35 protein-coding genes and 1 pseudogene are annotated in these 17,367 nt (G+C 68.3%); 18 read left to right on the top strand and 18 right to left on the bottom strand.

The annotated features are described in order from the left end of the window. Position 1 precedes the first annotated feature (1 nt). From KHU32_RS09660 to KHU32_RS09585, 16 genes are all read right to left on the bottom strand, one after another. Positions 2–1,255 (bottom strand): PBSX family phage terminase large subunit, encoded by a 1,254-nt coding sequence (locus KHU32_RS09660; protein WP_213669892.1) that lies wholly within the window; start codon positions 1,253–1,255, stop codon positions 2–4. Further along, the gene (locus KHU32_RS09655) at positions 1,218–1,460 is read right to left on the bottom strand and encodes a hypothetical protein (protein ID WP_213669891.1); all 243 of its coding nucleotides are present in this window, start codon (positions 1,458–1,460) and stop codon (positions 1,218–1,220) included. Before KHU32_RS09655 ends, KHU32_RS09660 begins: the two co-directional genes overlap by 38 nt. A 122-nt stretch (positions 1,461–1,582) precedes the next feature. Then, positions 1,583–1,927: a Gp49 family protein gene (locus tag KHU32_RS09650; protein WP_213669890.1), complete on the bottom strand. Its 345-nt coding sequence runs from the start codon at positions 1,925–1,927 to the stop codon at positions 1,583–1,585. 128 nt (positions 1,928–2,055) lie between these two features. Continuing rightward, a complete protein-coding gene (locus tag KHU32_RS09645; RefSeq protein ID WP_213669889.1) occupies positions 2,056–2,532 on the bottom strand; it encodes a hypothetical protein in 477 nt (158 codons plus the stop codon). Continuing rightward, entirely contained in the window at positions 2,525–2,755 is a 231-nt protein-coding gene (locus KHU32_RS09640) for a hypothetical protein (protein ID WP_213669888.1), read from the bottom strand. The genes KHU32_RS09645 and KHU32_RS09640 overlap by 8 nt, the downstream gene beginning before the upstream one ends. Continuing rightward, positions 2,755–3,306 (bottom strand): hypothetical protein, encoded by a 552-nt coding sequence (locus KHU32_RS09635; RefSeq protein WP_213669887.1) that lies wholly within the window; start codon positions 3,304–3,306, stop codon positions 2,755–2,757. The genes KHU32_RS09640 and KHU32_RS09635 overlap by 1 nt, the downstream gene beginning before the upstream one ends. Beyond that, positions 3,303–3,635 (bottom strand): hypothetical protein, encoded by a 333-nt coding sequence (locus KHU32_RS09630; RefSeq protein WP_213669886.1) that lies wholly within the window; start codon positions 3,633–3,635, stop codon positions 3,303–3,305. Before KHU32_RS09630 ends, KHU32_RS09635 begins: the two co-directional genes overlap by 4 nt. Next, positions 3,632–3,790, bottom strand: a complete 159-nt coding sequence (locus KHU32_RS09625) for a hypothetical protein (protein ID WP_213669885.1) — start codon at positions 3,788–3,790, stop codon at positions 3,632–3,634. The genes KHU32_RS09630 and KHU32_RS09625 overlap by 4 nt, the downstream gene beginning before the upstream one ends. Before the next feature lie 43 nt (positions 3,791–3,833). Further along, positions 3,834–4,049 (bottom strand): hypothetical protein, encoded by a 216-nt coding sequence (locus KHU32_RS09620; protein ID WP_213669884.1) that lies wholly within the window; start codon positions 4,047–4,049, stop codon positions 3,834–3,836. Next, entirely contained in the window at positions 4,049–4,786 is a 738-nt protein-coding gene (locus KHU32_RS09615) for a hypothetical protein (protein ID WP_213669883.1), read from the bottom strand. Before KHU32_RS09615 ends, KHU32_RS09620 begins: the two co-directional genes overlap by 1 nt. After that, positions 4,779–5,579 (bottom strand): helix-turn-helix domain-containing protein, encoded by an 801-nt coding sequence (locus tag KHU32_RS09610; RefSeq protein ID WP_213669882.1) that lies wholly within the window; start codon positions 5,577–5,579, stop codon positions 4,779–4,781. The genes KHU32_RS09615 and KHU32_RS09610 overlap by 8 nt, the downstream gene beginning before the upstream one ends. Before the next feature lie 2 nt (positions 5,580–5,581). Beyond that, positions 5,582–6,055, bottom strand: a complete 474-nt coding sequence (locus KHU32_RS09605; RefSeq protein ID WP_213669881.1) for a RusA family crossover junction endodeoxyribonuclease — start codon at positions 6,053–6,055, stop codon at positions 5,582–5,584. Then, positions 6,055–6,270 carry a hypothetical protein gene (locus tag KHU32_RS09600; RefSeq protein WP_213669880.1) on the bottom strand — a complete coding sequence of 72 codons (216 nt, stop codon included), beginning with the start codon at positions 6,268–6,270 and terminating at the stop codon, positions 6,055–6,057. The genes KHU32_RS09605 and KHU32_RS09600 overlap by 1 nt, the downstream gene beginning before the upstream one ends. Before the next feature lie 2 nt (positions 6,271–6,272). Next, on the bottom strand, positions 6,273–6,572 hold the full coding sequence (locus KHU32_RS09595) for a DUF2312 domain-containing protein (RefSeq protein ID WP_213669879.1): 300 nt from the start codon (positions 6,570–6,572) through the stop codon (positions 6,273–6,275). Further along, the gene (locus KHU32_RS09590; protein WP_213669878.1) at positions 6,569–6,769 is read right to left on the bottom strand and encodes a hypothetical protein; all 201 of its coding nucleotides are present in this window, start codon (positions 6,767–6,769) and stop codon (positions 6,569–6,571) included. The genes KHU32_RS09595 and KHU32_RS09590 overlap by 4 nt, the downstream gene beginning before the upstream one ends. Continuing rightward, complete coding sequence (locus tag KHU32_RS09585) at positions 6,766–6,993, bottom strand: hypothetical protein (protein ID WP_213669877.1); 228 nt, start codon at positions 6,991–6,993, stop codon at positions 6,766–6,768. Before KHU32_RS09585 ends, KHU32_RS09590 begins: the two co-directional genes overlap by 4 nt. Here KHU32_RS09585 and KHU32_RS09580 point away from each other — a divergent pair. After that, on the top strand, positions 6,992–7,402 hold the full coding sequence (locus tag KHU32_RS09580) for a hypothetical protein (protein WP_213669876.1): 411 nt from the start codon (positions 6,992–6,994) through the stop codon (positions 7,400–7,402). The genes KHU32_RS09585 and KHU32_RS09580 overlap by 2 nt on opposite strands. Before the next feature lie 135 nt (positions 7,403–7,537). On the opposite strand, the gene KHU32_RS09575 is transcribed toward KHU32_RS09580, so the two are convergent. Beyond that, positions 7,538–7,741: a helix-turn-helix domain-containing protein gene (locus KHU32_RS09575; protein WP_283771040.1), complete on the bottom strand. Its 204-nt coding sequence runs from the start codon at positions 7,739–7,741 to the stop codon at positions 7,538–7,540. Between KHU32_RS09575 and KHU32_RS09570 the strand changes: the two genes are divergently transcribed. Together KHU32_RS09570 and KHU32_RS09565 are read left to right on the top strand one after the other, a co-directional pair. Next, positions 7,740–8,516, top strand: coding sequence for a LexA family transcriptional regulator (locus KHU32_RS09570; RefSeq protein WP_213669874.1), 777 nt, complete (start codon positions 7,740–7,742; stop codon positions 8,514–8,516). The two genes, KHU32_RS09575 and KHU32_RS09570, sit on opposite strands and share 2 nt — an antisense overlap. Positions 8,517–9,080: 564 nt before the next feature. Next, positions 9,081–9,323: a hypothetical protein gene (locus tag KHU32_RS09565; protein ID WP_213669873.1), complete on the top strand. Its 243-nt coding sequence runs from the start codon at positions 9,081–9,083 to the stop codon at positions 9,321–9,323. 73 nt (positions 9,324–9,396) lie between these two features. On the opposite strand, the gene KHU32_RS09560 is transcribed toward KHU32_RS09565, so the two are convergent. Next, positions 9,397–9,801, bottom strand: a complete 405-nt coding sequence (locus tag KHU32_RS09560) for a hypothetical protein (protein ID WP_213669872.1) — start codon at positions 9,799–9,801, stop codon at positions 9,397–9,399. 126 nt (positions 9,802–9,927) lie between these two features. Between KHU32_RS09560 and KHU32_RS09555 the strand changes: the two genes are divergently transcribed. From KHU32_RS09555 to KHU32_RS09485, 15 genes and pseudogenes are all read left to right on the top strand, one after another. Beyond that, positions 9,928–10,599 (top strand): pentapeptide repeat-containing protein, encoded by a 672-nt coding sequence (locus tag KHU32_RS09555; RefSeq protein ID WP_213669871.1) that lies wholly within the window; start codon positions 9,928–9,930, stop codon positions 10,597–10,599. Further along, positions 10,599–10,772: a hypothetical protein gene (locus tag KHU32_RS09550; RefSeq protein WP_213669870.1), complete on the top strand. Its 174-nt coding sequence runs from the start codon at positions 10,599–10,601 to the stop codon at positions 10,770–10,772. The genes KHU32_RS09555 and KHU32_RS09550 overlap by 1 nt, the downstream gene beginning before the upstream one ends. Further along, positions 10,772–11,020, top strand: a complete 249-nt coding sequence (locus KHU32_RS09545; protein WP_213669869.1) for a hypothetical protein — start codon at positions 10,772–10,774, stop codon at positions 11,018–11,020. Before KHU32_RS09550 ends, KHU32_RS09545 begins: the two co-directional genes overlap by 1 nt. Then, positions 11,010–11,273, top strand: coding sequence for a hypothetical protein (locus tag KHU32_RS09540; RefSeq protein WP_213669868.1), 264 nt, complete (start codon positions 11,010–11,012; stop codon positions 11,271–11,273). The genes KHU32_RS09545 and KHU32_RS09540 overlap by 11 nt, the downstream gene beginning before the upstream one ends. Continuing rightward, a complete protein-coding gene (locus tag KHU32_RS09535) occupies positions 11,270–11,725 on the top strand; it encodes a siphovirus Gp157 family protein (RefSeq protein WP_213669867.1) in 456 nt (151 codons plus the stop codon). Before KHU32_RS09540 ends, KHU32_RS09535 begins: the two co-directional genes overlap by 4 nt. Then, the gene (locus tag KHU32_RS09530) at positions 11,722–12,585 is read left to right on the top strand and encodes a recombinase RecT (protein WP_213669866.1); all 864 of its coding nucleotides are present in this window, start codon (positions 11,722–11,724) and stop codon (positions 12,583–12,585) included. The genes KHU32_RS09535 and KHU32_RS09530 overlap by 4 nt, the downstream gene beginning before the upstream one ends. Beyond that, a complete protein-coding gene (locus KHU32_RS09525) occupies positions 12,582–13,439 on the top strand; it encodes a hypothetical protein (RefSeq protein WP_213669865.1) in 858 nt (285 codons plus the stop codon). Before KHU32_RS09530 ends, KHU32_RS09525 begins: the two co-directional genes overlap by 4 nt. Continuing rightward, on the top strand, positions 13,436–14,014 hold the full coding sequence (locus KHU32_RS09520) for a hypothetical protein (protein WP_213669864.1): 579 nt from the start codon (positions 13,436–13,438) through the stop codon (positions 14,012–14,014). Before KHU32_RS09525 ends, KHU32_RS09520 begins: the two co-directional genes overlap by 4 nt. Beyond that, positions 14,007–14,387: a hypothetical protein gene (locus KHU32_RS09515; protein ID WP_213669863.1), complete on the top strand. Its 381-nt coding sequence runs from the start codon at positions 14,007–14,009 to the stop codon at positions 14,385–14,387. The genes KHU32_RS09520 and KHU32_RS09515 overlap by 8 nt, the downstream gene beginning before the upstream one ends. After that, positions 14,387–15,058 carry a DNA-methyltransferase gene (locus KHU32_RS09510; protein WP_213669862.1) on the top strand — a complete coding sequence of 224 codons (672 nt, stop codon included), beginning with the start codon at positions 14,387–14,389 and terminating at the stop codon, positions 15,056–15,058. The genes KHU32_RS09515 and KHU32_RS09510 overlap by 1 nt, the downstream gene beginning before the upstream one ends. After that, the gene (locus tag KHU32_RS09505) at positions 15,055–15,291 is read left to right on the top strand and encodes a hypothetical protein (RefSeq protein ID WP_213669861.1); all 237 of its coding nucleotides are present in this window, start codon (positions 15,055–15,057) and stop codon (positions 15,289–15,291) included. The genes KHU32_RS09510 and KHU32_RS09505 overlap by 4 nt, the downstream gene beginning before the upstream one ends. Continuing rightward, positions 15,284–15,604, top strand: coding sequence for a hypothetical protein (locus tag KHU32_RS09500; RefSeq protein ID WP_213669860.1), 321 nt, complete (start codon positions 15,284–15,286; stop codon positions 15,602–15,604). Before KHU32_RS09505 ends, KHU32_RS09500 begins: the two co-directional genes overlap by 8 nt. Further along, positions 15,594–15,920: a hypothetical protein gene (locus KHU32_RS09495; RefSeq protein WP_213669859.1), complete on the top strand. Its 327-nt coding sequence runs from the start codon at positions 15,594–15,596 to the stop codon at positions 15,918–15,920. The genes KHU32_RS09500 and KHU32_RS09495 overlap by 11 nt, the downstream gene beginning before the upstream one ends. Further along, positions 15,913–16,059 (top strand): annotated as a pseudogene (locus tag KHU32_RS23525) (helix-turn-helix domain-containing protein); the annotation flags it as partial. The gene KHU32_RS09495 and the pseudogene KHU32_RS23525, both read left to right, overlap by 8 nt. Before the next feature lie 20 nt (positions 16,060–16,079). Beyond that, a complete protein-coding gene (locus tag KHU32_RS09485) occupies positions 16,080–17,189 on the top strand; it encodes a tyrosine-type recombinase/integrase (RefSeq protein ID WP_249680929.1) in 1,110 nt (369 codons plus the stop codon). Positions 17,190–17,367 lie beyond the last annotated feature (178 nt).

Raw genomic sequence — 17,367 nt, 5'->3', positions numbered from 1 at the left:
ATCACCCCATCCATGAGCCAGCGCCCCCGTATTGCTGCACCTTCGGCGCCGGTTTCCCCGGCCCACGCACCACGGCGCGGAAAAGCTCGGTCATGCCCCACACCAGCGCGTCCACGCGGTCCGGGCTCCCCTCGCCCTCGTATCCACCGGCCGTCATCTGGCACATTTGATCCTCAAGCCTGGCGTGCGTGCCGACGTGCGACACCCGGTCCAGGCTGTAGAGCGCGGCGATCGGCTCGGCCCGCACATGCTTGCCGCGCGTGGCCGTCACCTCGATCACCCTCACGCTCGGCCGGACGCTCTCAAGCGTGTGGCGACACATGTCGCCGCCCTGGTTGCGCTCAATCACGATGGCGTCCGCGTCGAACTGGTCCAGCGCCGCGACGGCGCGATCGGCCCATTGCCGCGGCCCGCCCTTGGTCGTGTAGTCGGCCAGCACATAGCCCCGGCCATCCTCGCCCACCCCGCAGACCACGATGCCGTGCTCGTCCGAACCGCGCTCCGAAGACACCGCCGGGTCCACCGACACCACGATGCGCTTGAGCGCTGGCATCTCCGCCCGCCGGTTGCGGTGGAGCATGAGGCGATCCCAGATCGCGCCGATGGCGACGGGCTCGTATTGGCCAAGCCAGACGTGCCCATAGCGCCCGGGCCGAGCCCGCTCATCGAGGGCACGTTCGGATTCGAGCACTGCGGTAAAGAAGGGGTTATCCGTGTAGTTGACGTGCCGGACAATCGCGTCCGGCGGCGGCTCCGGGCCGCTTAGAAGCTGGTCAACCGGGTCGCTGGCGTTGCGCGGGTTCCAGGAGAACCAGATCTCAGAGTCCTCCGCGCGAATGGTCGGCCGCAGCATCTCGAGCGATCGCGCCGACAACGTCTGCGCCTCCTCAACCCAAGCCCAATCGAAGCCCTCCAGCGACTTGATGCTCTCGCTGGTGTGGTCCTGCATGCCCTGGAACAGGATCACGCCCCCGCCGGGCGTCTTGATCTCAGTGTTGAGGACGGTGAACCGATCCGCGACGCCGAGCGCCTTGATCTTGTCCTCAATCAGCCTCTTAGCGCTCTCCTTGAGGGTCTTCTGCACCTCTCGAATGCAGACGCCGCGCGAGCCCGGCCGCATCAGCGACCGCTCGACGCCTAGTTCCGCGAAAAAGTGGCTCTTGCCCGACCCGCGCCCGCCCTTGGCGCCCTTATAGCGCGAGGGCCGCAGGAACGGCTCATACGCCCGTGGGGTCTCGATCCGCAGCAGGGTCAACGATGCGCCTCTCGATCACCAGCGGGCCGCCGCCGGGCGCCGAAACCTCGTTCCGGGCGACCGGCATGCCCTCTTCGCGGTTCAACAGCGCGACGGTGGCCGACAGCTGCGTTTCTTCGCGCTCGGCGCCCATGGCCAGGTTGAGCAGGTGGTCCTTGAGCGCCTGCACCCGCTCTTCGCGGCTCGCGGCGATCAGCGCCGCCACGTCGCGCTTGGGGCGCCCAGGGCCGGCGCCGGTCTGGCCCGCGCCCTTAGCCCCACCGCCCCAGCCGTCGCCCTTCCCGGGCCCGTTGCCGGTGCGCGTACCTGAGGTTCGGCCGCCCATGGTTAGGCGGCGGCAGCCAGGCGCGTCTTGAGCTGGTAGCCCTCAAGCGCCCAGATCTTGTTGCGCGCATTGTCGCGGGCGATCTTGCGGCCGAGCGCGGCGTCGAAGTTCTCGGGCGACGCGCAGGCGCTCTCGCCGGTGACGGTGAAGCCGTTCTTGAGGACCAGCACGCAGAGCGTCAGACATTCCAGCGCCAGGAGACCCGGCGCACCGGCCTGCGCCGCCGCGTCCGACGCGCGGAAGTAATACTCGCCCACGATCGTCTCATCGATCAGCGCGGGCGTGAGGCGCGGAGCGGTCAGCCCTTTGGCCTGGATTTCGGTCTCCACCGCATCTTCATTTCGCATCTTCATCTCCTGGCTGCGAACACAAAAAAGCCCGCGTGCCGGGATGGCAGCGGGCTCGGAAATCTGGACGCAGTTAGGGCGCCTCGGGAATCACTCTAAGGAACGGCTGGCGTGGTCGTCAAGCACGATCACTCGCCTCGCCAGCGCTCACCGTCCCACGACGCCACGATCCAGTCGAGCGTGTCGAGATACCTCTGCGCTCGCAGGAACATGAACGGGCCCAGCGCCTCATCGCGCAGCAGCATGCACAGCGCCTGCATGCCCACGCCGCCACGCTCGATTAGCCGGCGCCACTCGTCCTCCGGCCCGGCCTCGTCCCCGCCGGGGCTCCCTCGATCGCGCAGGATCTCAGCCACGCCTTTGGAGCGCTCGACGACGCGCATGAGCCGCAGGACGGCGCAGGCGTTGGCGTACTGCCGCGCGTCCAGATGGCCGGCCGCATGGAGCCGGTCGATCTTGGGCGCGTCGGGGTGATCCATCGGCTGCCGGTAGGCCGCGGCGCGCTGCATGCGCTCCAGGCCAGTCTCAGCGTCGTAGAGCGGCGCTCGGATCGTCACGGGCCGCGCGCCACGGGCCAGCATGTGCGTCGCGATGTCGTCAGGCATGGGGGTCTCCTCCGATGTAGGGCGCGCGGACGAAGCCTCCCCAATCCCATTCGTCTTGCAGGTATAGGATCGCGCTCAGTTCGCGGTCGGTGATCTGGTGGAATGGCGGGATGACGTAGTCCCATGTCCGCAGGAGCACGTATCCGCGCTCCTCGAGATAGCTGGTGGCCTCATCGTCGCCGCCCGGCCATTCGGCGCGGAGTTCTGGATCTGCTTGCGGCATCACGTCCCCTCCTCGGGCGGCGGCGGGAGAAGGGCGCGGGCGATGCGCTCGACCTCGAATTCCGTCGCGGCGAGCGGCACAGGGCAGACCAGCGCGAGGATCTGCCCCAGCCCCTCCTCCAGCTCGGCCACGCGGGCGCAGACGTTAGGCACATCCAGCGCCGGTTCGTCCCGGTGGGGAGGCGCCTCACCGCCGGCCATAGCGTCGAGATTGGTTAGGAGGTTCTGCACCTGCTCATGCTCGAAGATGCCCAGTGCATCAGCCATGCGCCCGACGGCCTGATAAGCCTCGGCACAAGCGGTCATCTGCCCCTCCGTCATTGCGCGGGCCAGCGCCGCGTCACGCTCCTGCTCGGCCTTGGCGCCGGCGGCGAGGGCCCGGCCGAAGTTGGCGCGGGCTTCGTCGCGCTCGGCGGTGAGGCGGCTGTTCTCCCGAAACAGGTTCTGCCTATCCTCATCGAAGCGGCCGATCTGGCGACGCATCGCCTTCACCACCTCCTTCACGGGCCTCGGCTCGCTCACCACGCCCCGGCTGCGGAGAGGGTCTTTCATGGCGTCGGCTCCCTGGCCAGAATGTCGCCCATGTGCTCCGGCTCACGACCGGCAAGGGCGAGGCTGGCTCGATGCGCCCAAGGGCCGGGCTTCTTCAGCGTCACCATGTGCCAGTCGTCGTCCACGATGCTCGCCAGGCACGCGCGCAGCCGAGCGTTCTCCGCCCTCGCCTCCTCCAGCTCCTCCCGCAACAGCGCCACGCCCTCCGCGCAGGCGACCAGCTTGCCGTCCTCGCGCCACTCGCGGACGACACTGGCGCTGTCCTGGGCAGCCGGCCCGCGCGTCACATGCGCGCTGCGCTGGGCGGCATCGGTGCTTTGGGCGGTCATGCCGGCACCGGCGGCTGCGTGGTCTCGCTGGCCTTGGCCTTGGCCGCCGCCTTCGCCAGCAGATCCTTGCGGCGCTTCCGGCGAGCCATCACGGAGACGAGCACCCTCATGGCTTCCGTCAGAGCGTCCTCGAGTTCCTGGTCCTGGATGTCCATCAGATCCTCCTTCGGTTTCACCGCGCGCGCGTGGTTTCGGGGGTCATGCGTCGATCTCCGCATTTTCGAGCGGCCGTCTGCGCAGGATGAAGTGCGCCGCCTTTTGCGCGCCGATGAGGGCGCAGCGCAGAGCGTCGCGATGGGGGCGACCTGCCTGTGTCGCGAGCCAATAGGCCTCGGCGGCGACATCCCAAGCCTCCTCACCCACAACGAGCGCGAGGGCCTGATCTTGGGCCTCCATGGCGTCTTCGCTCACCATCACACCCCTCCCACCCGGCAGCCGGGCGAGGCGGCATCCTCCAGGCCGTTGCTGCGTGCGATCGCGTCCGCGACGGCGTGCTGGCCGAGACGGCGATAGGTGGCGATGCGCTGCTGTGCGCTGATGGTATTCGGCCCGAGCTTGCCGCCGCTCGGCGTGGCTTCGCGCTCGCGCTGGGCGGCCGCGTCCTTGAGGGCCTGGACGGTCGCGCGGTTCAGCTCGGCGTGGGCGGCCTTCTCCTCGGGGGTTTCGGCGCGCTCCTCCGGGCTGCCGCGGCGAGGCTCGATCCGCAGCAGGCGAGCAAGCGCCAGGCGCTCCTCCTGGAATGGCCGGGCCGTGCCCAGCACGACGTCGGTGATCTCCTTGGGGCTCGGCCAATACTGGAACTGGCGGCCAGCGCTGCGCTGGTTTTCCGCGGTCCAGCAGCAGGCCGGCAGATCGGCCAGCACCATCGCCATGGCCTGCACGTTGATGCGCAGCTCCTCGCCCTTCGGTGTGCCGGGCTTGGAGCCCAGGAGCGCGGCCAGAGGGGCGATCCACTGGACGATGACGGCGGGGTCCGACGGCGCGAGGATGGCGTTGAGCCGCGCATGCGCCTTCTCGGCTTCCGGCCGCAGCGAGGGCGCCAGCGGGTTCAGGCCGGCCTCGGGATGGGCGCCCTTCGCGGCGTCCCGGATAGCCTCGGCGAGAGGCTGGGAGATCTTCAGGCTGGGCAGTGCGATGGCTTGGTCAGACACGGAAAATCTCCTCGGCAGTCCCTTCGAAATCGGCTCGGTCGCGGAAATGCCGCGGCGGCCCCTGCCCCATCGGGTCGGCCAGGAGGTTCGCGATCGTGTCGGTGAGGCTTTCGGCCTTAGCGGAGGCGTGTCCGGGCTCATCCAGCCAGCGGTCCTGGGTCAGCCAGGTCCGGGCGTGGGGGATGAAGCGCTCCTCGGCCGGCCACTGCTGGCGCTGAAGCGCCTGGGCCAACTCGGCCTCGCTGACGCCGCGCTTCACGGCAGCCGTGTAGGCCACCCTCGCCGCGCCCTTCCCGACCTTCCGGGGGTAGGCCCGCCACCAGTCGTCGAACCCCGCAATGCGCACCGTCGGCACGCGCTCAGTGATTGAGGGTTCTGAGGGTTCTTGAGGGTTATGAGGGTTCGGGTGCAGCTCCTGCGGGGTTTGGCGCACGTCCTGCGGGGTTTCCCGCACCTGCTGCGGGGTTTCATGCACGTCCTGCGGGGTTCCTTGAGCCCCGTTACCCCGCACGTCCTGCGGGGTATGGTGCAGCTCCTGCGGGGTTTCGAGCGCCAGCCGATAGGTCGTGGTGCGGTGCCTCCCGCCCCCAATGGTGGTCTCCAGCAGCCCCTTTTTCCGCAGCTCGAGCACCGCGCCCTGGACCGATCGCTCGGACAGGCACGTCGCCTCAACGAGCCCCGCCACAGACGGCCATGCCTCGCCGGCGTCGTTGGCTTGGTCGGCCAGCGCCCACAGGACGAGCTTCTGCGGCGGCGTGCACCGCAGAGCCCGAACCCAGCGGAGCGCGGCCATGCTCAAAGGGCGCGAACCTCCAGCACCGCGCGCGGCGCGTCGCCGAAGGACTTGCGGGCCCGGACCTCGACGATCTGCTTGTCATCCTCCCAGATCACGCCGTTGAGCGCGTCCGCGATGAGCTTGATGACGTTGTCCAGGTCGGGCTTGCTGGTGGGCCGCAGGAGGCCGCTGAGAGCCAGGGCGCGCATGCCCTTGGGCCAACTGGCCGGGACGCGGACAACGACCTCCACGGCCAGCGCCAGGGCGCCGGCGAGCGGCGCGGGCGGCGCGACTTCCAGCGCGCAGCACTTGACCCAGTTTTCCGCGGTCGCGGTCTTGGTGTCCGTGTAGGCCCGGGGCCGGCCGCCGCGCGCCGAGAAGCGGGGGCGACCCTTACCGCGGATCTCGCCCGGCACGGTGATGACGATCGGCGGCCCCTTGCCGGCCAGGCCGTCGATCTCCCGCGCCAGCGGGATGTCGGTCTGCACGAGCATCAGGCCGGCCCTCGAAGTGCGGTGTATCGCGTGACCTTGCGCAGCCCGAGCGCCGTCAGGATCGCCTTGCTGGGCGCGCGGCGGGACCAGATCACGTCGTTGACGGTCTTGTGGGAGACGCCGTGAGCCGCGGCCCAGGCGCTTTGGCTGCCGGCCGCGGCGCACTCATCTTCGAGATGCCTGACGACCTCGTGCTCTTTCAGCAGCTCGGCCATCGTCACATGCCCAGCGCGCGGCGGTAGAGATCGAGCAGTGTCTCCTGCTCCTCCACCTCGGCGGGTTCCTGCTTGCGGATGCGGATGATCTGGCGGACCACCTTCACGTCGAAGCCCGCGGACTTGGCCTCGCTGAAGATGTCCTTGATGTCGTCGGCGAGGGCCTTGCGCTCCTCCTCCAGCCGCTCGATGCGCTCGATGATGGAGCGCAGCCGGTCGGCGGCGATGCCGCCCACGTCGGAATCGGGATCAGCGGCCTGCCGGGCGCGGCTGGCCGCGGCGTCGTGGTCGGTGTCGGTCATGGCGATCTCCGCAGTTTTGAGGATTTGCCAGCCGGCTTGAACGACAGCTCCCGGCGATAGCGCTCGGCGCGCGCCCGGCTGATGCCGGTGGCGATCGAGATCTCGAGGCTGTCTTGGCCGGCGCGTACCAGCTGCAGGATCTGCGCCCACAGCCCGTCGGGCAGTTGCGCGTCGTCTGGGATCGGGGTGGTGCTCATCGCGTCACCCCGATGAGCCAGAGGCAGCCGAGCACGATCAGCGCCAGCACGATCGCTGGTCCGGCCACGATGCCCGCATAGGTCAGCAGGGACAGTGCCGCGGCCCATGTGCCTCTAGGCTCCAGCCACTGCTTGCTGTGGCGCAGGCACAGCGTCGCCGCAGCCGCCAACCAGCCAGTTAGCCGGAGCAGAGCCGCCCCGGTCCTGCTCCAGATCCATTCCATGCGCGCTCTCAATTTCCTGAAGGTGGAGCTGCGCGCGGGCGATCCGCAGACGCAGGATTTCGGCGCGCGCTTGCTGCGCGGCGATGTATTCGGCGGCGTCGATGCGACCGGCCGTGCCCTCAGCAAGGCTCCGCGCGCGGCGCTCGCTGATACCGACGTGACGGGCGAAGAGCGCGAAACCCCGCTCCCGGCCGTGCTCGGCGACGTAGTCTCGGACAGCGGCTTGGGTGGATCGCGCCACGTTCGTGGCCAACTCGGACAACTTCATGTCTCGGCTCCATGCGACAAAGGGGCATGGAGCAAGCAGTCCTCAGTGCAGTGGTTCGGAGCGCAGGCGGTTGCAGCCGCCTGTCTCCCATTGCGCGCGGCGCGCTCCGCGGGATTGGTCGCGACGACGCCGGCGGCGTGATTGCCGTCAGGGATGCTGGCGCCGTCGCTGCGCGTCGCCTGGGCGCCGCGGTCCTGGGGCGCCTGCCGCCGGACGGGATGCTGGGCCTCGTCCTGCTGTTGGGCGCGGTGGCTATGGTGGCCCGGTGAGGTCATGTCAGTCGGCGGCCGGCGCATGGTAGAAATCACCCGGCGTCACCTTGCCGCCGGTCGCGTGGACAATGCGCCGCATGACCTCAGGGCGCGGGATGCGCTCGCCCGATGCGTATCGGTGGACGGTCCGGGGGTGATCCAATCCAAATGCCTTGGCGGCATCGGCCATCGACCAGTCCTGCGCCGCGATGAACTCTGAGAGCGTCATGGGGCCAGAATGGCCAATTTGGCCAGATAATGTCAAGGCCAATTCGGCCCGTGACACCATTGATGGTTATGGCCAAACCGGCCAAATGAGCCGCCTCAAAGAAATCATGGACGCGCGAGGAGTGAGCGCCGCTGAACTCGCGCGCACGTGCAAGGTCGACCCGAGCACGATCAGCAAGCTGGTGGGTGCCAAGCGAGAGATGCGCCGGCACTGGGCGGACATGTTCGCGCCCGCGCTATCAGTCCGGCCGGACGATCTGCTCGCCAGCGAGGGGGCGCCAATACCTGCCTTGGAATATGCCCTCGGCAGTGATGTACAACCGCTCCAACTTCGGGTTCCAATGGAACCAAAGCGGCTTCCTTTGGCCGCGACAACGGAGGTCCTGGGAACGGTGTCTTGCGGCTCAGACGGCCAGTTCATCGTCAATTTGGCGACCGGGCACCCGCTTGACTACGTGGACACTCCCGCGAAGCTCGTCGGCGTCCCTGGTATCTTCGCCCTATTTGTGGCGGGCGACAGCATGGTTGGAGTCTGGGAGCCTGGCGATGTGGTGTACGTCTCCAAGAACCGACCAGTAACGCCAGGCGCGTATGCCGTCGTCCTCGTGGAAGAGGGCCCGGGCGAGCAGCCCTCCGCCTACCTCAAGGAGTATGTTCGCGGCGACAACCATTCGGTTGTCTTCCGACAGTACAACCCTGCCGTGGAGCGAACGATAGACCGCGCTCGGGTGAAGGAGCTTTGGCGCGCGCTTCACTGGCGCGAATGGGCGCAATGACCACCCGGCTCGACGCCATCTCTCACCCACTCCCCACGCTCGGCTTCGCGGGCCGGGCGGAGATCCTCGCGCTCTGGGACAAGCTAACGACGGATCAACAGACGGGGCTGCTCGTTGCGGCTCGGGGGATGGTGAATAGGAATGAGGGGGATATGGCGCCGGATAGAAAGGGAAAGAAGTGAGCAAGGACACCACGGCGAGCCATCCTCCTGGGTCAAATATAGGAATTATGGAGGCAGTCGACGATCTCAATCGTCGGCACGTGAAAACCGGATGCCCTGCCTGTGAGAGAGCTGATTGGTTCTACAGCATGGCCTTACTGCCAGTCGTGAACATGGCGACGCGGCATATTGAAGAGCGCCCGACATATCTTTTCACATGCACCAACTGCGGCTACGTGCGTCAGCACATCGTCGCCATATTGAAACGCGAGGAGGACACGCCTAGCGGCGGTGCAGGGCCCCGATGAGCAGTAGCAAAATCCATTACCATGATTGGCCGGATCACCGCCGAAACCGAGGCCGCAGCCTTGAAGGCGCGCCCAGCGGACCTCATGATGGAGGTATGCCACCCGATGACACCCTCGAGCGCCTGCTCAAGCTGGAGACAGGCGTCGGCGACATCAGAACAACGTTGGGCCGACTTGAGCCGGTCTTGAACCGCATCGACGCGGCGGGACGGAAGCTTGAGACTGATGTGGCACGGCTTGACGGCCGGGTCTCCCAGCTTCCTTCTACTCTGACCATGATCGGCTTCGTGTTTGCTGTCCTTGCAGCTGGCGGCGTCATGAAGTTCTTCCTGGGGTAGACTGGCGCCTTTCCATTCACCACCGCCCGCTCCGGCCGGCGTTTTTTGCGCCTAGGGCCGCCAGCAGCCGGCCCTAACCGTGGCGCTCGAGCCAGCGCAACGCCGCATCTCGGCAGGTCGTCAGACCGGCAAGCGTAGTCTGCGCCTGGCGTAGCGCCGCAGGATCGCCACGATCGACGTCGCTGACCTGCTCCTCAGCGTCGGCCACGCCCGAGACGAGCATCTCGTGCAGGCCATCGACGCGCTCGCGGGTGGGTTCGATCTCGCCGCCTAGCTCCTGCTCCCACTCACTGATGATCAGCTCGATTTCCCGCGCCATGCGGCTCGGCGCGGCGCCGCGGCCGGCGAGCTGGATGATGCGCATCACGGCATTGTCGAGGGGGCGAACTCGGGATTTTGCAGTCGCGGCCATCTCATGCTCCTTCGGTTTGTTCCTGCTTTGTTCGATTTCGATAGGCGATCCGTTCTGCCTGATCAAGCAATTCCTGCAGGGGCGAAATCGCCAAATCAGGGGCAAGGCCAAATTGGCCATTTTGGCCTTGCATTGCTGGCCGACATGGCCATAATGGCCCCACGGCCACTCGGCCGCTGAGGAGATCGCGAAATGTCGGAGACAGCGCAGTACCGGATTGAGAGCGGCGTTCCGTTGCCGCCAAAAGGCGGCGGTGGCGTCGTGAGCGCGCTCTTCACAATCCGCCATCGCTACACGGACTCGGTCCTGTTCGAGGGCCAGTCCGACACGATGCGCCTCTGCGTTGAGGCGGCCGTTCGGAGCGGCTCGGACCTGAGCGGCTCGGACCTGCGCGACGCGGACCTGCGCGGCGCGGACCTGCGCGACGCGGACCTGAGCGGCTCGGACCTGCGCGACGCGGACCTGCGCGGCGCGGACCTGCGCGACGCGGACCTGAGCGGCGCGGACCTGCGCGGCGCGTACCTGCGCGGCGCGGACCTGAGTGCGGTCCGCAACGACATGTGGGACGTGCTGCTCAAGGCGATCCCCGAGGTGCCGGCCCTCCAGCTGGCCCTGCGAGAGGGGCGTGTGGACGGCAGCACCTACACGGGCGAGTGCGCGTGCCTTGTCGGCACCATCGCCAATGTGCGCGGCGTCAGCGTCACCACGCTGGGCTACCGCGACGCCGAACGGCCCATCGAGGTGTTCTTCGGCGCGATCCGCAAGGGCGACACGCCGGAGACCAACTCGGCCGCCAAGATTGCGGACGACTGGATCACGGAGTTCCGCGCCGCCATCGCCGCGGCGACCGGGGAGGTGGCGTGATGGCCGGCATGCTTCTGCCAGACGCCGAGGACCGCCTCCAACGCGCCTCGGGTTGGCGCCGCCTCGCTGACACCGCCCGGCGCCTCGCGGCCAAGCGCCCCGCCGACGCGATGCACTGGTTGCGCGAGGCGGCACAAGCGGAGCGCGAAGCCGACAGGCTGGAGGCGGCGTGATGGCCCTCCGCACCGAGATCGCCGCCGATCACGAGGACTGGCGCGAGCCGGCCTCCCGCGCCCGGTACCTCAACGGCGTCGAGCGCGCCCGAGTGGACATCGCAGAAGCCGTTGCGAGGCGGGGCGGCCTGCCCATCGGCCACCCCGCGCAGCGCCGCATCGCTGAGCGCATCCGCGAAGCCACCGATCGCCTGGAATGGAACACCGCGCAGTTGCGCGCGCTGGAGGACATTCGACATGCCGCGTGACGGAATGCACCACAGCCACGGCGCGCCGATGTCGCCGTCACCGTTCGACCGGTCCCCAATCGGGATGCCGCCGACCGAAGTGCGCATCATCCTGCAGATGGCCGCGGTCCGCCTCAAGCAGCTCGGCGCCGACACCGGCAGCATGCAGACCTGCGCGCTCGGCGATGCGCTGGAGGAGGCCGCGAGCGGCGAGACAGAGGCGGCCTGCCAGGCGCTCCGTGAGGCCGAGGCTTATAGGGGCATGCGGGCATGACGGACCACGCCGCCCCGATCCGCGGGCCGCTGTCCGCGATCATGCTCGATGCCGACCTGCCGCGGGCGCTGCGCATCCTGGCCGCCGACGCCCACGACGCTCAGGAGGTGGAGGCCACCCTCCTCCGGGCGGGCCGTGCACTCGTCGCCATCGAGAGCTTCGCCGCGCGCCCCGACGCCTTGGCCAAGCAGGTCCGCGAGGCGCTGCTGTCCGTCATGGCCGACCTGGGCGCGCCCTCCTTTTCGACGGGCACGCACACCATTGGCTACTCGGAGACGGCGCGCGTCCGGATCACGGACCCGGCGCTGCTGCCCGAGCGCTTCCTGGTGCCACAGCCGCCCAAGCCCGACACGGCCGCCATCAAGGCCGCGCTCGACGCCGGCGAGACGGTGCCCGGCGCCGTCATCAGCAACTCGTCCCCTTCTCTGTTCGTGAGGAGCCGCAAGGCATGAACGCGATCGTCCCGGCCGACCGGCCGACCAGCGCCATCTCCTCTCTGGCGCCCAGCAATCTTTCCGAGGCTATGCGGCTCGCCGATATGATGTGCCGCGGCTCCCTCGTGCCCAAGGCGCTGCAGGGCAGCCCGTCCGATTGCCTCATGGTCATCGAGCAGGCGTCCCGCTGGAACATGAGCCCCTTCGCTGTGGCCCAAAGCACCAGCGTTATCCAGGGCAAGCTCATGTTCGAGGGCAAGCTGGTGGCCGCGGCCATTCAAAGCTGCGGGATCCTCGACGGCCGACTGGACTATGAATTCGCCGGCGACGGCGAGGAGCGCACCTGCACCTGCACTGGCCGGATCCGAGGAGAGACAAAGCCGAAGACGGCGGCCGTGAAGCTGAAGGATGTGAAGACCACGAACCAGATGTGGGCCAAGCAGCCTGATCAGCAGCTCATCTACAGCGTGAGCCGCGTCTGGGGGCGCCGCTGGGCGCCGGAGGTCATGCTGGGCGTCTATGCTCCGGAGGAATTCTCCCCCGAGGCCCCGCGCGACCAGATGCCTCCGGCTGCTGGCCCGACCATCACCAGCACGGCCGAGCGCCTTCCGAGCGCGCCGCCGGCGCCCGAGCAGAAGTACACCCTGATCATGGCCGACACCTCGGTCATCGACTGCCCGTCGCTTCAACACTGGCAGCGGTGGTTCATGCGGGAGCTGGGCAAGCTGGAGTCCGCGACCGCGGTGGCGAGCTGGCGCGAAGCGATGCGGCCGCATATCGAGGCCGTGGCCGCCGACGATCCGTCCTTCGAGACAGGCGCGCTGGGGGAAATCGAGGACCGCCTCGATGCTCTGGCGAACGCGGAGCAGGGCGCATGACCCCCGCCCCCGCCCCTGCCCTCCGCGTCTGGAACCCGGCCCGCGACGCGCTGCTGGCCGAGCTGGTCAAGGGCGGCAGCGCGCGCCGTAGCTGCGTCGTCCCGCTCAACGAGCTGCCGGGCGCGCCCATCACCCGGTGGCAGCAGGTCGCATGGCGCATGCATGTCCTCGGCCTGCGGCTCTCGCCTGAGCACTCCCGGGCTGCCCACCGCGACACGCCTGGGCTCAAGAAAAAGCGAGGGGCACAGGAGTGCATGACTCCCGAGCGTGCGGCCTACATGCGTGAGGCATACCCGGCCGGCGTCGCTGAGGTGGAGATCTGGACCACGCTATCCGCAATGGCCGGCCCGCCGCTCAAGAACCCGAAGACCGTGCGCGCGCACGCGCAAAAGCTCGGGCTGCGACGCCTCCCGCGCGTGTGGACTGCGGAGGAGGCCGAGCAGCGCTTGGCGCGCCAGCGGCTGGTCAAGGCGCGCTCCAACCGGCGCCGGCGTGCTCATCGATCCGGAGCCCGGCCGCCGAAGCCGCCTAAGCTCGTTGCCCCGCCGAAGCCGGCCAAGGAGGACAAGCCGGCCGCCGAGCTCCGGCGCCAGGAGCGCGCCGCCCACCGCGCGGACATGGAGCGCCTGTGTCGGGTCCGCGAGGCGGAAGCTGCGGCTGCTGCACCGCCCGAACCCATCATCGAGCCCAGCCCCGCGATCGCGGATGCGGTGACGGCCCGCAAGTACGACGGTGCCCGGATGGACCTGTCTCGGCGGCGCGCTGATCCGGCTGAGGTGGCCCGTAAGCATGGGCTGCCGCTGAGGGAGGTGTTCCGGCTCCAAATGGTTCTGCGGATGGAGGCGCGCGCATGAGCCCGCTCGCGACGCCCTGGGACGGCGTGCCGGTCAATCCGGAGCAGGATGGGTGGCACTGGATAGACGACGCGCCAACGGAATGGATCGCTGCGACGCGGTCTTGGCGTGCCCCATGCTCCGGCGAGGAGGTGCCTCCGTTCGACCTGGCCGCCGAAGGTTGGGCCTACCTCGGCCCCGTCCGCACCGACGCCGACCTCGGCGCTGCGTGGGCCATGGGGCGGGATTCGGCCGAGGAGTGCTTTTGGACGCTCCCGGCGACCGCGCCCGCCGAAGCCATCGCCATGGCACCCGAGGAGTATGGGCGCAGACGCGATGCTGCCCGACTGGCCGCACTGCAAGCCCTCACCCCGCCGCCCGACCTCGGCGCGGCGCTGGCCACCGCGCTGGAGCAGGCGCGCGAGGAAGAGCGGGAGCGCAATCGGGCGGATGTCCTGTCCTTGCTCGATGTCGGGATAAGGACCGCAGCGGAGGAGGGCGAGGCGGACATGGCCGAGACCCTGACCGTCACGCGCCTCATGCTGGCCAAGCTGCTCGCCCGCACGCCCACGACCGGGGAGCAGGCCGATGGCTGAACGCGCGACGCTGCTGGCGCTCGCGGAGCGCTTGGAAACGTGCGGCCCCGCTTGGGACCGCCGCAACGACGAGGATATCGCGCGGGCCATTGGCTGGGACCAGGACGCCGCAGGGGAATGGCACCAAGTCGGCGTCTTCTTCCCCGATGGGGCCCTGCGCCGCACCTCCTACGCCGTCGAGCTGCCCGCTTTTACTCGTTCCCTCGACGCCGCGCTGGAGCAAGAGGATATCGTGCAGACAGTGCGCTCGGGCACGATATGGACCGCTGTAGCTCTGCCGGGGCACCTTGTCGGAATTGGGCGGTCCGAACCTCTCGCTCGCCGATCCGCCGCCCTCCGCGTGCTCGCCGCGCAGGCCGAGGGAGGGGCGTGATGCTGGAAATCCATCGCGTCGGGCTGGCCACGCTGATCCATGGCGATGCCCGTGACGCGCTCGAGATGTTCGCCCGGGTCGGCTCGATCCTCACCGATCCGCCGTTCGGGATTGGTTACCGGAGCGGATATGCCACCGCCCACCTCTGGGCCGAGGGCACCATCCGGGGCGACGAGACAGTCGCCGTCCGCGACCAAGTGCTGCGCGGCCTGCCCGACGTGCCCATGCTGGTCTTCGGGAGCGACAAGGCCCCGCGCCCGCCAGGCACCCGCGCGCGGCTGATCTGGGACAAGGGGGCGGCCCTGGGCATGGGCGCGCTGGACATCCCATGGAAGCCAAGCACCGAAGAAATCTATGTGCTGGGCAAGGGGTTCGTCGGCTCACGGGACGAGGGCGCGGTGATCTACCACCCGCCCGTGCAGTCCATGGCGAGCAACGGCCGACTGCATCCGAATGAGAAGCCGGTCGCTCTCCTGCAGCGCCTCCTCCGCAAACTGCCGAACGGCCCGGTGGGCGATCCGTTTATGGGGAGCGGAAGCACCGGCGAGGCGGCCGTATCTGCCGGGCGAGAGTTTATCGGGTGCGAGATTGATCCTCGGTATTTCGGCGTCGCCCTGCGCCGACTTACCGAGGTGCAGCGCCAAGGGCTGCTGTTCGGAGCGCCAGCATGACCCCCGACCCCGCCACCATCGCGCGCGGGCTCAGCCCGGCGCAGGCCAAGGCGCTCGCCGATCCGATGTTCCGCGACCTCGCTTGGTGCGCAACCGCCGGCATCGCGGGGCAACTCTCCGAGCGCGGATTAGTCAGGAGGCCATACCCGTCCAACCGCCGGTACTGGTACCTCACCCCCCTCGGCCTCGCCGTCCGGGCCGAGCTCGATCGCATGGAGGCTGGCGATGAATAGATCGGAACTCATCGAGAAGCTGGATGCGCAATACTATCCTTGCGACACGGGCCTGCATGTCTGCGCCCTTCTAGACGAAGATGATTGCGAGGTCGGTCCGCATAAGACAGAACGAAATTTCCTTATGTCGGCGGTGAAGGCTCGGGAGGCCTTCGAAGCCGCGAAAGCCGAGTTCGGCGAGCCGGTAGGCGTGGAGGGCGACCTTCTCATCGACCTTTTTATCGACGGAGACTTTGTCGACGCCTTCGAGATGAACCGACAAATGCTGGCTCGCTTCGAGGATTTCGCCGAGGAGGCGGGCGATGGCGGGTGATGCGGTTAGGGAGGCGCTGGAAGCAGCCACGCGCGCCATCTGCCCGGTGCTCGAGGGAGACGCGGGCGGCGGTATGTGCCGCGACTGTCAGCTCGACAGCCTCCGAGGCCAGCGCGATTCAGCGGAGTGCTTAATGCACACCCACGCGGCGGCCGTCGCCATCGCCGCCTTCCTACGCGCACTGCCGGAAGGGTACGTCGAGATCGAGCGCGAGAGCGATGGCATCTGTTACCCGCAGCAACTCGGCATGACCGACCAGCACGCCAAGTTGCTCGCCGCCGCCGTCGACCGCGCGGGAGGTGACGACGATGGGTGATACCCTGCCCCGATGGCTATCCCGGGAGGAAGTCGCCCGACAACTCACGATCAGCGTGCGGACGCTCCAGCGCATGGAGCGGTCTCACCACATCCCTACTCGACGTGTCGGCGGCCAAATCCGCTATGATGACGCCGCCCTCGCCGCCCTGGAGGCCGCATGCCCCTCAAACTCGTCCGGCGCCCTGGCCACGAAGGTCTATGGATTACCGGCACCGTCACCCCTGCCGGCGCGGCGAAAGGTGTCAGGATCCGCCGTCGCGCGGGATCTGATAAGCCAACTGCTGCGGCAGAAGAGCTCCGCCTCATCGAAGCCAAGATCATCCGGGACGCGCACATCGGCGAACGTCCTGCAGTTCGAGGGTGGGGCGAAGCCGTAGCCGAATACATCCGCCACGAAGACCGGTCGGCCGGCACTCTCAAACTGCTTGACCGGTTGACGGAGCACTTTGGCGATACGCCGCTCGACGAGATTAACCAGGCGTCCGTTGGGGTGGCGGTTGATGCGATCCTGCGTCCAGGCGCGGCAGCGTCCACGGTCGTCCGGAACATTATCGTGCCCGTTCGCGCGGTCATGTCCCACGCCGCTTGGATGGGATGGGGCCCCGAACCGCGTATCAAGTCGCCCGAGTTGGAGGAGGCGACCCCGAAGCCGCAAACGCCCGAAACCGTGGCCCTGATGATCGAGCGAGCCCCGCCCGCCTTTCGGCCTCTGGTGGTGTGGTTCGCCTGCACGGGCTGCCGAGTTGGCGAGACCCTAACCCTCGATTGGGCCCAAGTGGATCTGTCGGCGCGGCTTGCCATCCTGCTGCCGGAGACGACCAAGGCCGGGAAACGCCGTGTGGTAGATTTGTACCCGGCCGCCGTTGCCATGCTGGCCGCCCTTCCGCATCGCGAAGGGCGCGTGTTCAGGCGCGTGGACAGAGAGCCGTACAGGGCCAGTGATAACGGCGGTGGCCAGCTACGCACGCCATGGGCAACGACCTGCCAGCGGGCCGGGGTCGGCGGAAGGTGGCAGGAATGGAAGGTCGCTGGGCGACCGAAGCGGCGCTGGATCCCCGAAATCGGCCCCCACGCCCTGCGCCACACATGGGCCAGTTGGCATCACGTCATCCACAAGGATCTGCTGCGGCTTCGCGACGATGGCGGCTGGGCGTCGGTGGGTCAGGTCGAATGCTATGCCCACTCGCTGCCAGGGCACCACGCCGCCTCAATTCGGCAAATTTGGGGGCTGACACCACAGTGGCAACGCAATTCGAGCGTCGCTTGAAAGGCTAGGTTTTCTGAGGGTTTGGCGCCGTAGGACACCGCCTTACCAAGGGAGTGCTCTACCACTGAGCTACAACAGCGAAGTGAGGCGCTTCTAGGGGGATCGCCTCAGACTGGCAAGCCCAGGTCGGTCACGAAAATGCAGATCAATCCAGGAACTATCGCGGCAAAGTGGCACG

This window comes from Roseococcus pinisoli (genome assembly GCF_018413645.1).
In the GTDB taxonomy this organism is placed as follows: domain Bacteria; phylum Pseudomonadota; class Alphaproteobacteria; order Acetobacterales; family Acetobacteraceae; genus Roseococcus; species Roseococcus pinisoli.
Note: the sequence above shows the minus strand (reverse complement) of the source record. Positions and strands in the feature narration are given on the sequence as shown.

What these genes read in the sequence shown, in the direction of transcription:
- KHU32_RS09540 (WP_213669868.1), top strand. Translation starts at nt 11,010, where the DNA reads ATGCCGCGTGACGGAATGCACCACAGCCACGGCGCGCCGATGTCGCCG.
- KHU32_RS09635 (WP_213669887.1), bottom strand. Translation starts at nt 3,306, where the DNA reads ATGAAAGACCCTCTCCGCAGCCGGGGCGTGGTGAGCGAGCCGAGGCCC.
- KHU32_RS09650 (WP_213669890.1), bottom strand. Translation starts at nt 1,927, where the DNA reads ATGCGAAATGAAGATGCGGTGGAGACCGAAATCCAGGCCAAAGGGCTG.
- KHU32_RS09520 (WP_213669864.1), top strand. Translation starts at nt 13,436, where the DNA reads ATGAGCCCGCTCGCGACGCCCTGGGACGGCGTGCCGGTCAATCCGGAG.
- KHU32_RS09640 (WP_213669888.1), bottom strand. Translation starts at nt 2,755, where the DNA reads ATGCCGCAAGCAGATCCAGAACTCCGCGCCGAATGGCCGGGCGGCGAC.
- KHU32_RS09515 (WP_213669863.1), top strand. Translation starts at nt 14,007, where the DNA reads ATGGCTGAACGCGCGACGCTGCTGGCGCTCGCGGAGCGCTTGGAAACG.
- KHU32_RS09510 (WP_213669862.1), top strand. Translation starts at nt 14,387, where the DNA reads ATGCTGGAAATCCATCGCGTCGGGCTGGCCACGCTGATCCATGGCGAT.
- KHU32_RS09485 (WP_249680929.1), top strand. Translation starts at nt 16,080, where the DNA reads ATGCCCCTCAAACTCGTCCGGCGCCCTGGCCACGAAGGTCTATGGATT.
- KHU32_RS09585 (WP_213669877.1), bottom strand. Translation starts at nt 6,993, where the DNA reads ATGGAATGGATCTGGAGCAGGACCGGGGCGGCTCTGCTCCGGCTAACT.
- KHU32_RS09575 (WP_283771040.1), bottom strand. Translation starts at nt 7,741, where the DNA reads ATGACGCTCTCAGAGTTCATCGCGGCGCAGGACTGGTCGATGGCCGAT.
- KHU32_RS09545 (WP_213669869.1), top strand. Translation starts at nt 10,772, where the DNA reads ATGGCCCTCCGCACCGAGATCGCCGCCGATCACGAGGACTGGCGCGAG.
- KHU32_RS09570 (WP_213669874.1), top strand. Translation starts at nt 7,740, where the DNA reads ATGGGGCCAGAATGGCCAATTTGGCCAGATAATGTCAAGGCCAATTCG.
- KHU32_RS09620 (WP_213669884.1), bottom strand. Translation starts at nt 4,049, where the DNA reads ATGGTGAGCGAAGACGCCATGGAGGCCCAAGATCAGGCCCTCGCGCTC.
- KHU32_RS09605 (WP_213669881.1), bottom strand. Translation starts at nt 6,055, where the DNA reads ATGCTCGTGCAGACCGACATCCCGCTGGCGCGGGAGATCGACGGCCTG.
- KHU32_RS09555 (WP_213669871.1), top strand. Translation starts at nt 9,928, where the DNA reads ATGTCGGAGACAGCGCAGTACCGGATTGAGAGCGGCGTTCCGTTGCCG.
- KHU32_RS09610 (WP_213669882.1), bottom strand. Translation starts at nt 5,579, where the DNA reads ATGGCCGCGCTCCGCTGGGTTCGGGCTCTGCGGTGCACGCCGCCGCAG.
- KHU32_RS09530 (WP_213669866.1), top strand. Translation starts at nt 11,722, where the DNA reads ATGAACGCGATCGTCCCGGCCGACCGGCCGACCAGCGCCATCTCCTCT.
- KHU32_RS09500 (WP_213669860.1), top strand. Translation starts at nt 15,284, where the DNA reads ATGAATAGATCGGAACTCATCGAGAAGCTGGATGCGCAATACTATCCT.
- KHU32_RS09525 (WP_213669865.1), top strand. Translation starts at nt 12,582, where the DNA reads ATGACCCCCGCCCCCGCCCCTGCCCTCCGCGTCTGGAACCCGGCCCGC.
- KHU32_RS09600 (WP_213669880.1), bottom strand. Translation starts at nt 6,270, where the DNA reads ATGGCCGAGCTGCTGAAAGAGCACGAGGTCGTCAGGCATCTCGAAGAT.
- KHU32_RS09590 (WP_213669878.1), bottom strand. Translation starts at nt 6,769, where the DNA reads ATGAGCACCACCCCGATCCCAGACGACGCGCAACTGCCCGACGGGCTG.
- KHU32_RS09565 (WP_213669873.1), top strand. Translation starts at nt 9,081, where the DNA reads ATGCCACCCGATGACACCCTCGAGCGCCTGCTCAAGCTGGAGACAGGC.
- KHU32_RS09535 (WP_213669867.1), top strand. Translation starts at nt 11,270, where the DNA reads ATGACGGACCACGCCGCCCCGATCCGCGGGCCGCTGTCCGCGATCATG.
- KHU32_RS09595 (WP_213669879.1), bottom strand. Translation starts at nt 6,572, where the DNA reads ATGACCGACACCGACCACGACGCCGCGGCCAGCCGCGCCCGGCAGGCC.
- KHU32_RS09505 (WP_213669861.1), top strand. Translation starts at nt 15,055, where the DNA reads ATGACCCCCGACCCCGCCACCATCGCGCGCGGGCTCAGCCCGGCGCAG.
- KHU32_RS09495 (WP_213669859.1), top strand. Translation starts at nt 15,594, where the DNA reads ATGGCGGGTGATGCGGTTAGGGAGGCGCTGGAAGCAGCCACGCGCGCC.
- KHU32_RS09645 (WP_213669889.1), bottom strand. Translation starts at nt 2,532, where the DNA reads ATGCCTGACGACATCGCGACGCACATGCTGGCCCGTGGCGCGCGGCCC.
- KHU32_RS09580 (WP_213669876.1), top strand. Translation starts at nt 6,992, where the DNA reads ATGCGCGCTCTCAATTTCCTGAAGGTGGAGCTGCGCGCGGGCGATCCG.
- KHU32_RS09550 (WP_213669870.1), top strand. Translation starts at nt 10,599, where the DNA reads ATGGCCGGCATGCTTCTGCCAGACGCCGAGGACCGCCTCCAACGCGCC.
- KHU32_RS09625 (WP_213669885.1), bottom strand. Translation starts at nt 3,790, where the DNA reads ATGGACATCCAGGACCAGGAACTCGAGGACGCTCTGACGGAAGCCATG.
- KHU32_RS09630 (WP_213669886.1), bottom strand. Translation starts at nt 3,635, where the DNA reads ATGACCGCCCAAAGCACCGATGCCGCCCAGCGCAGCGCGCATGTGACG.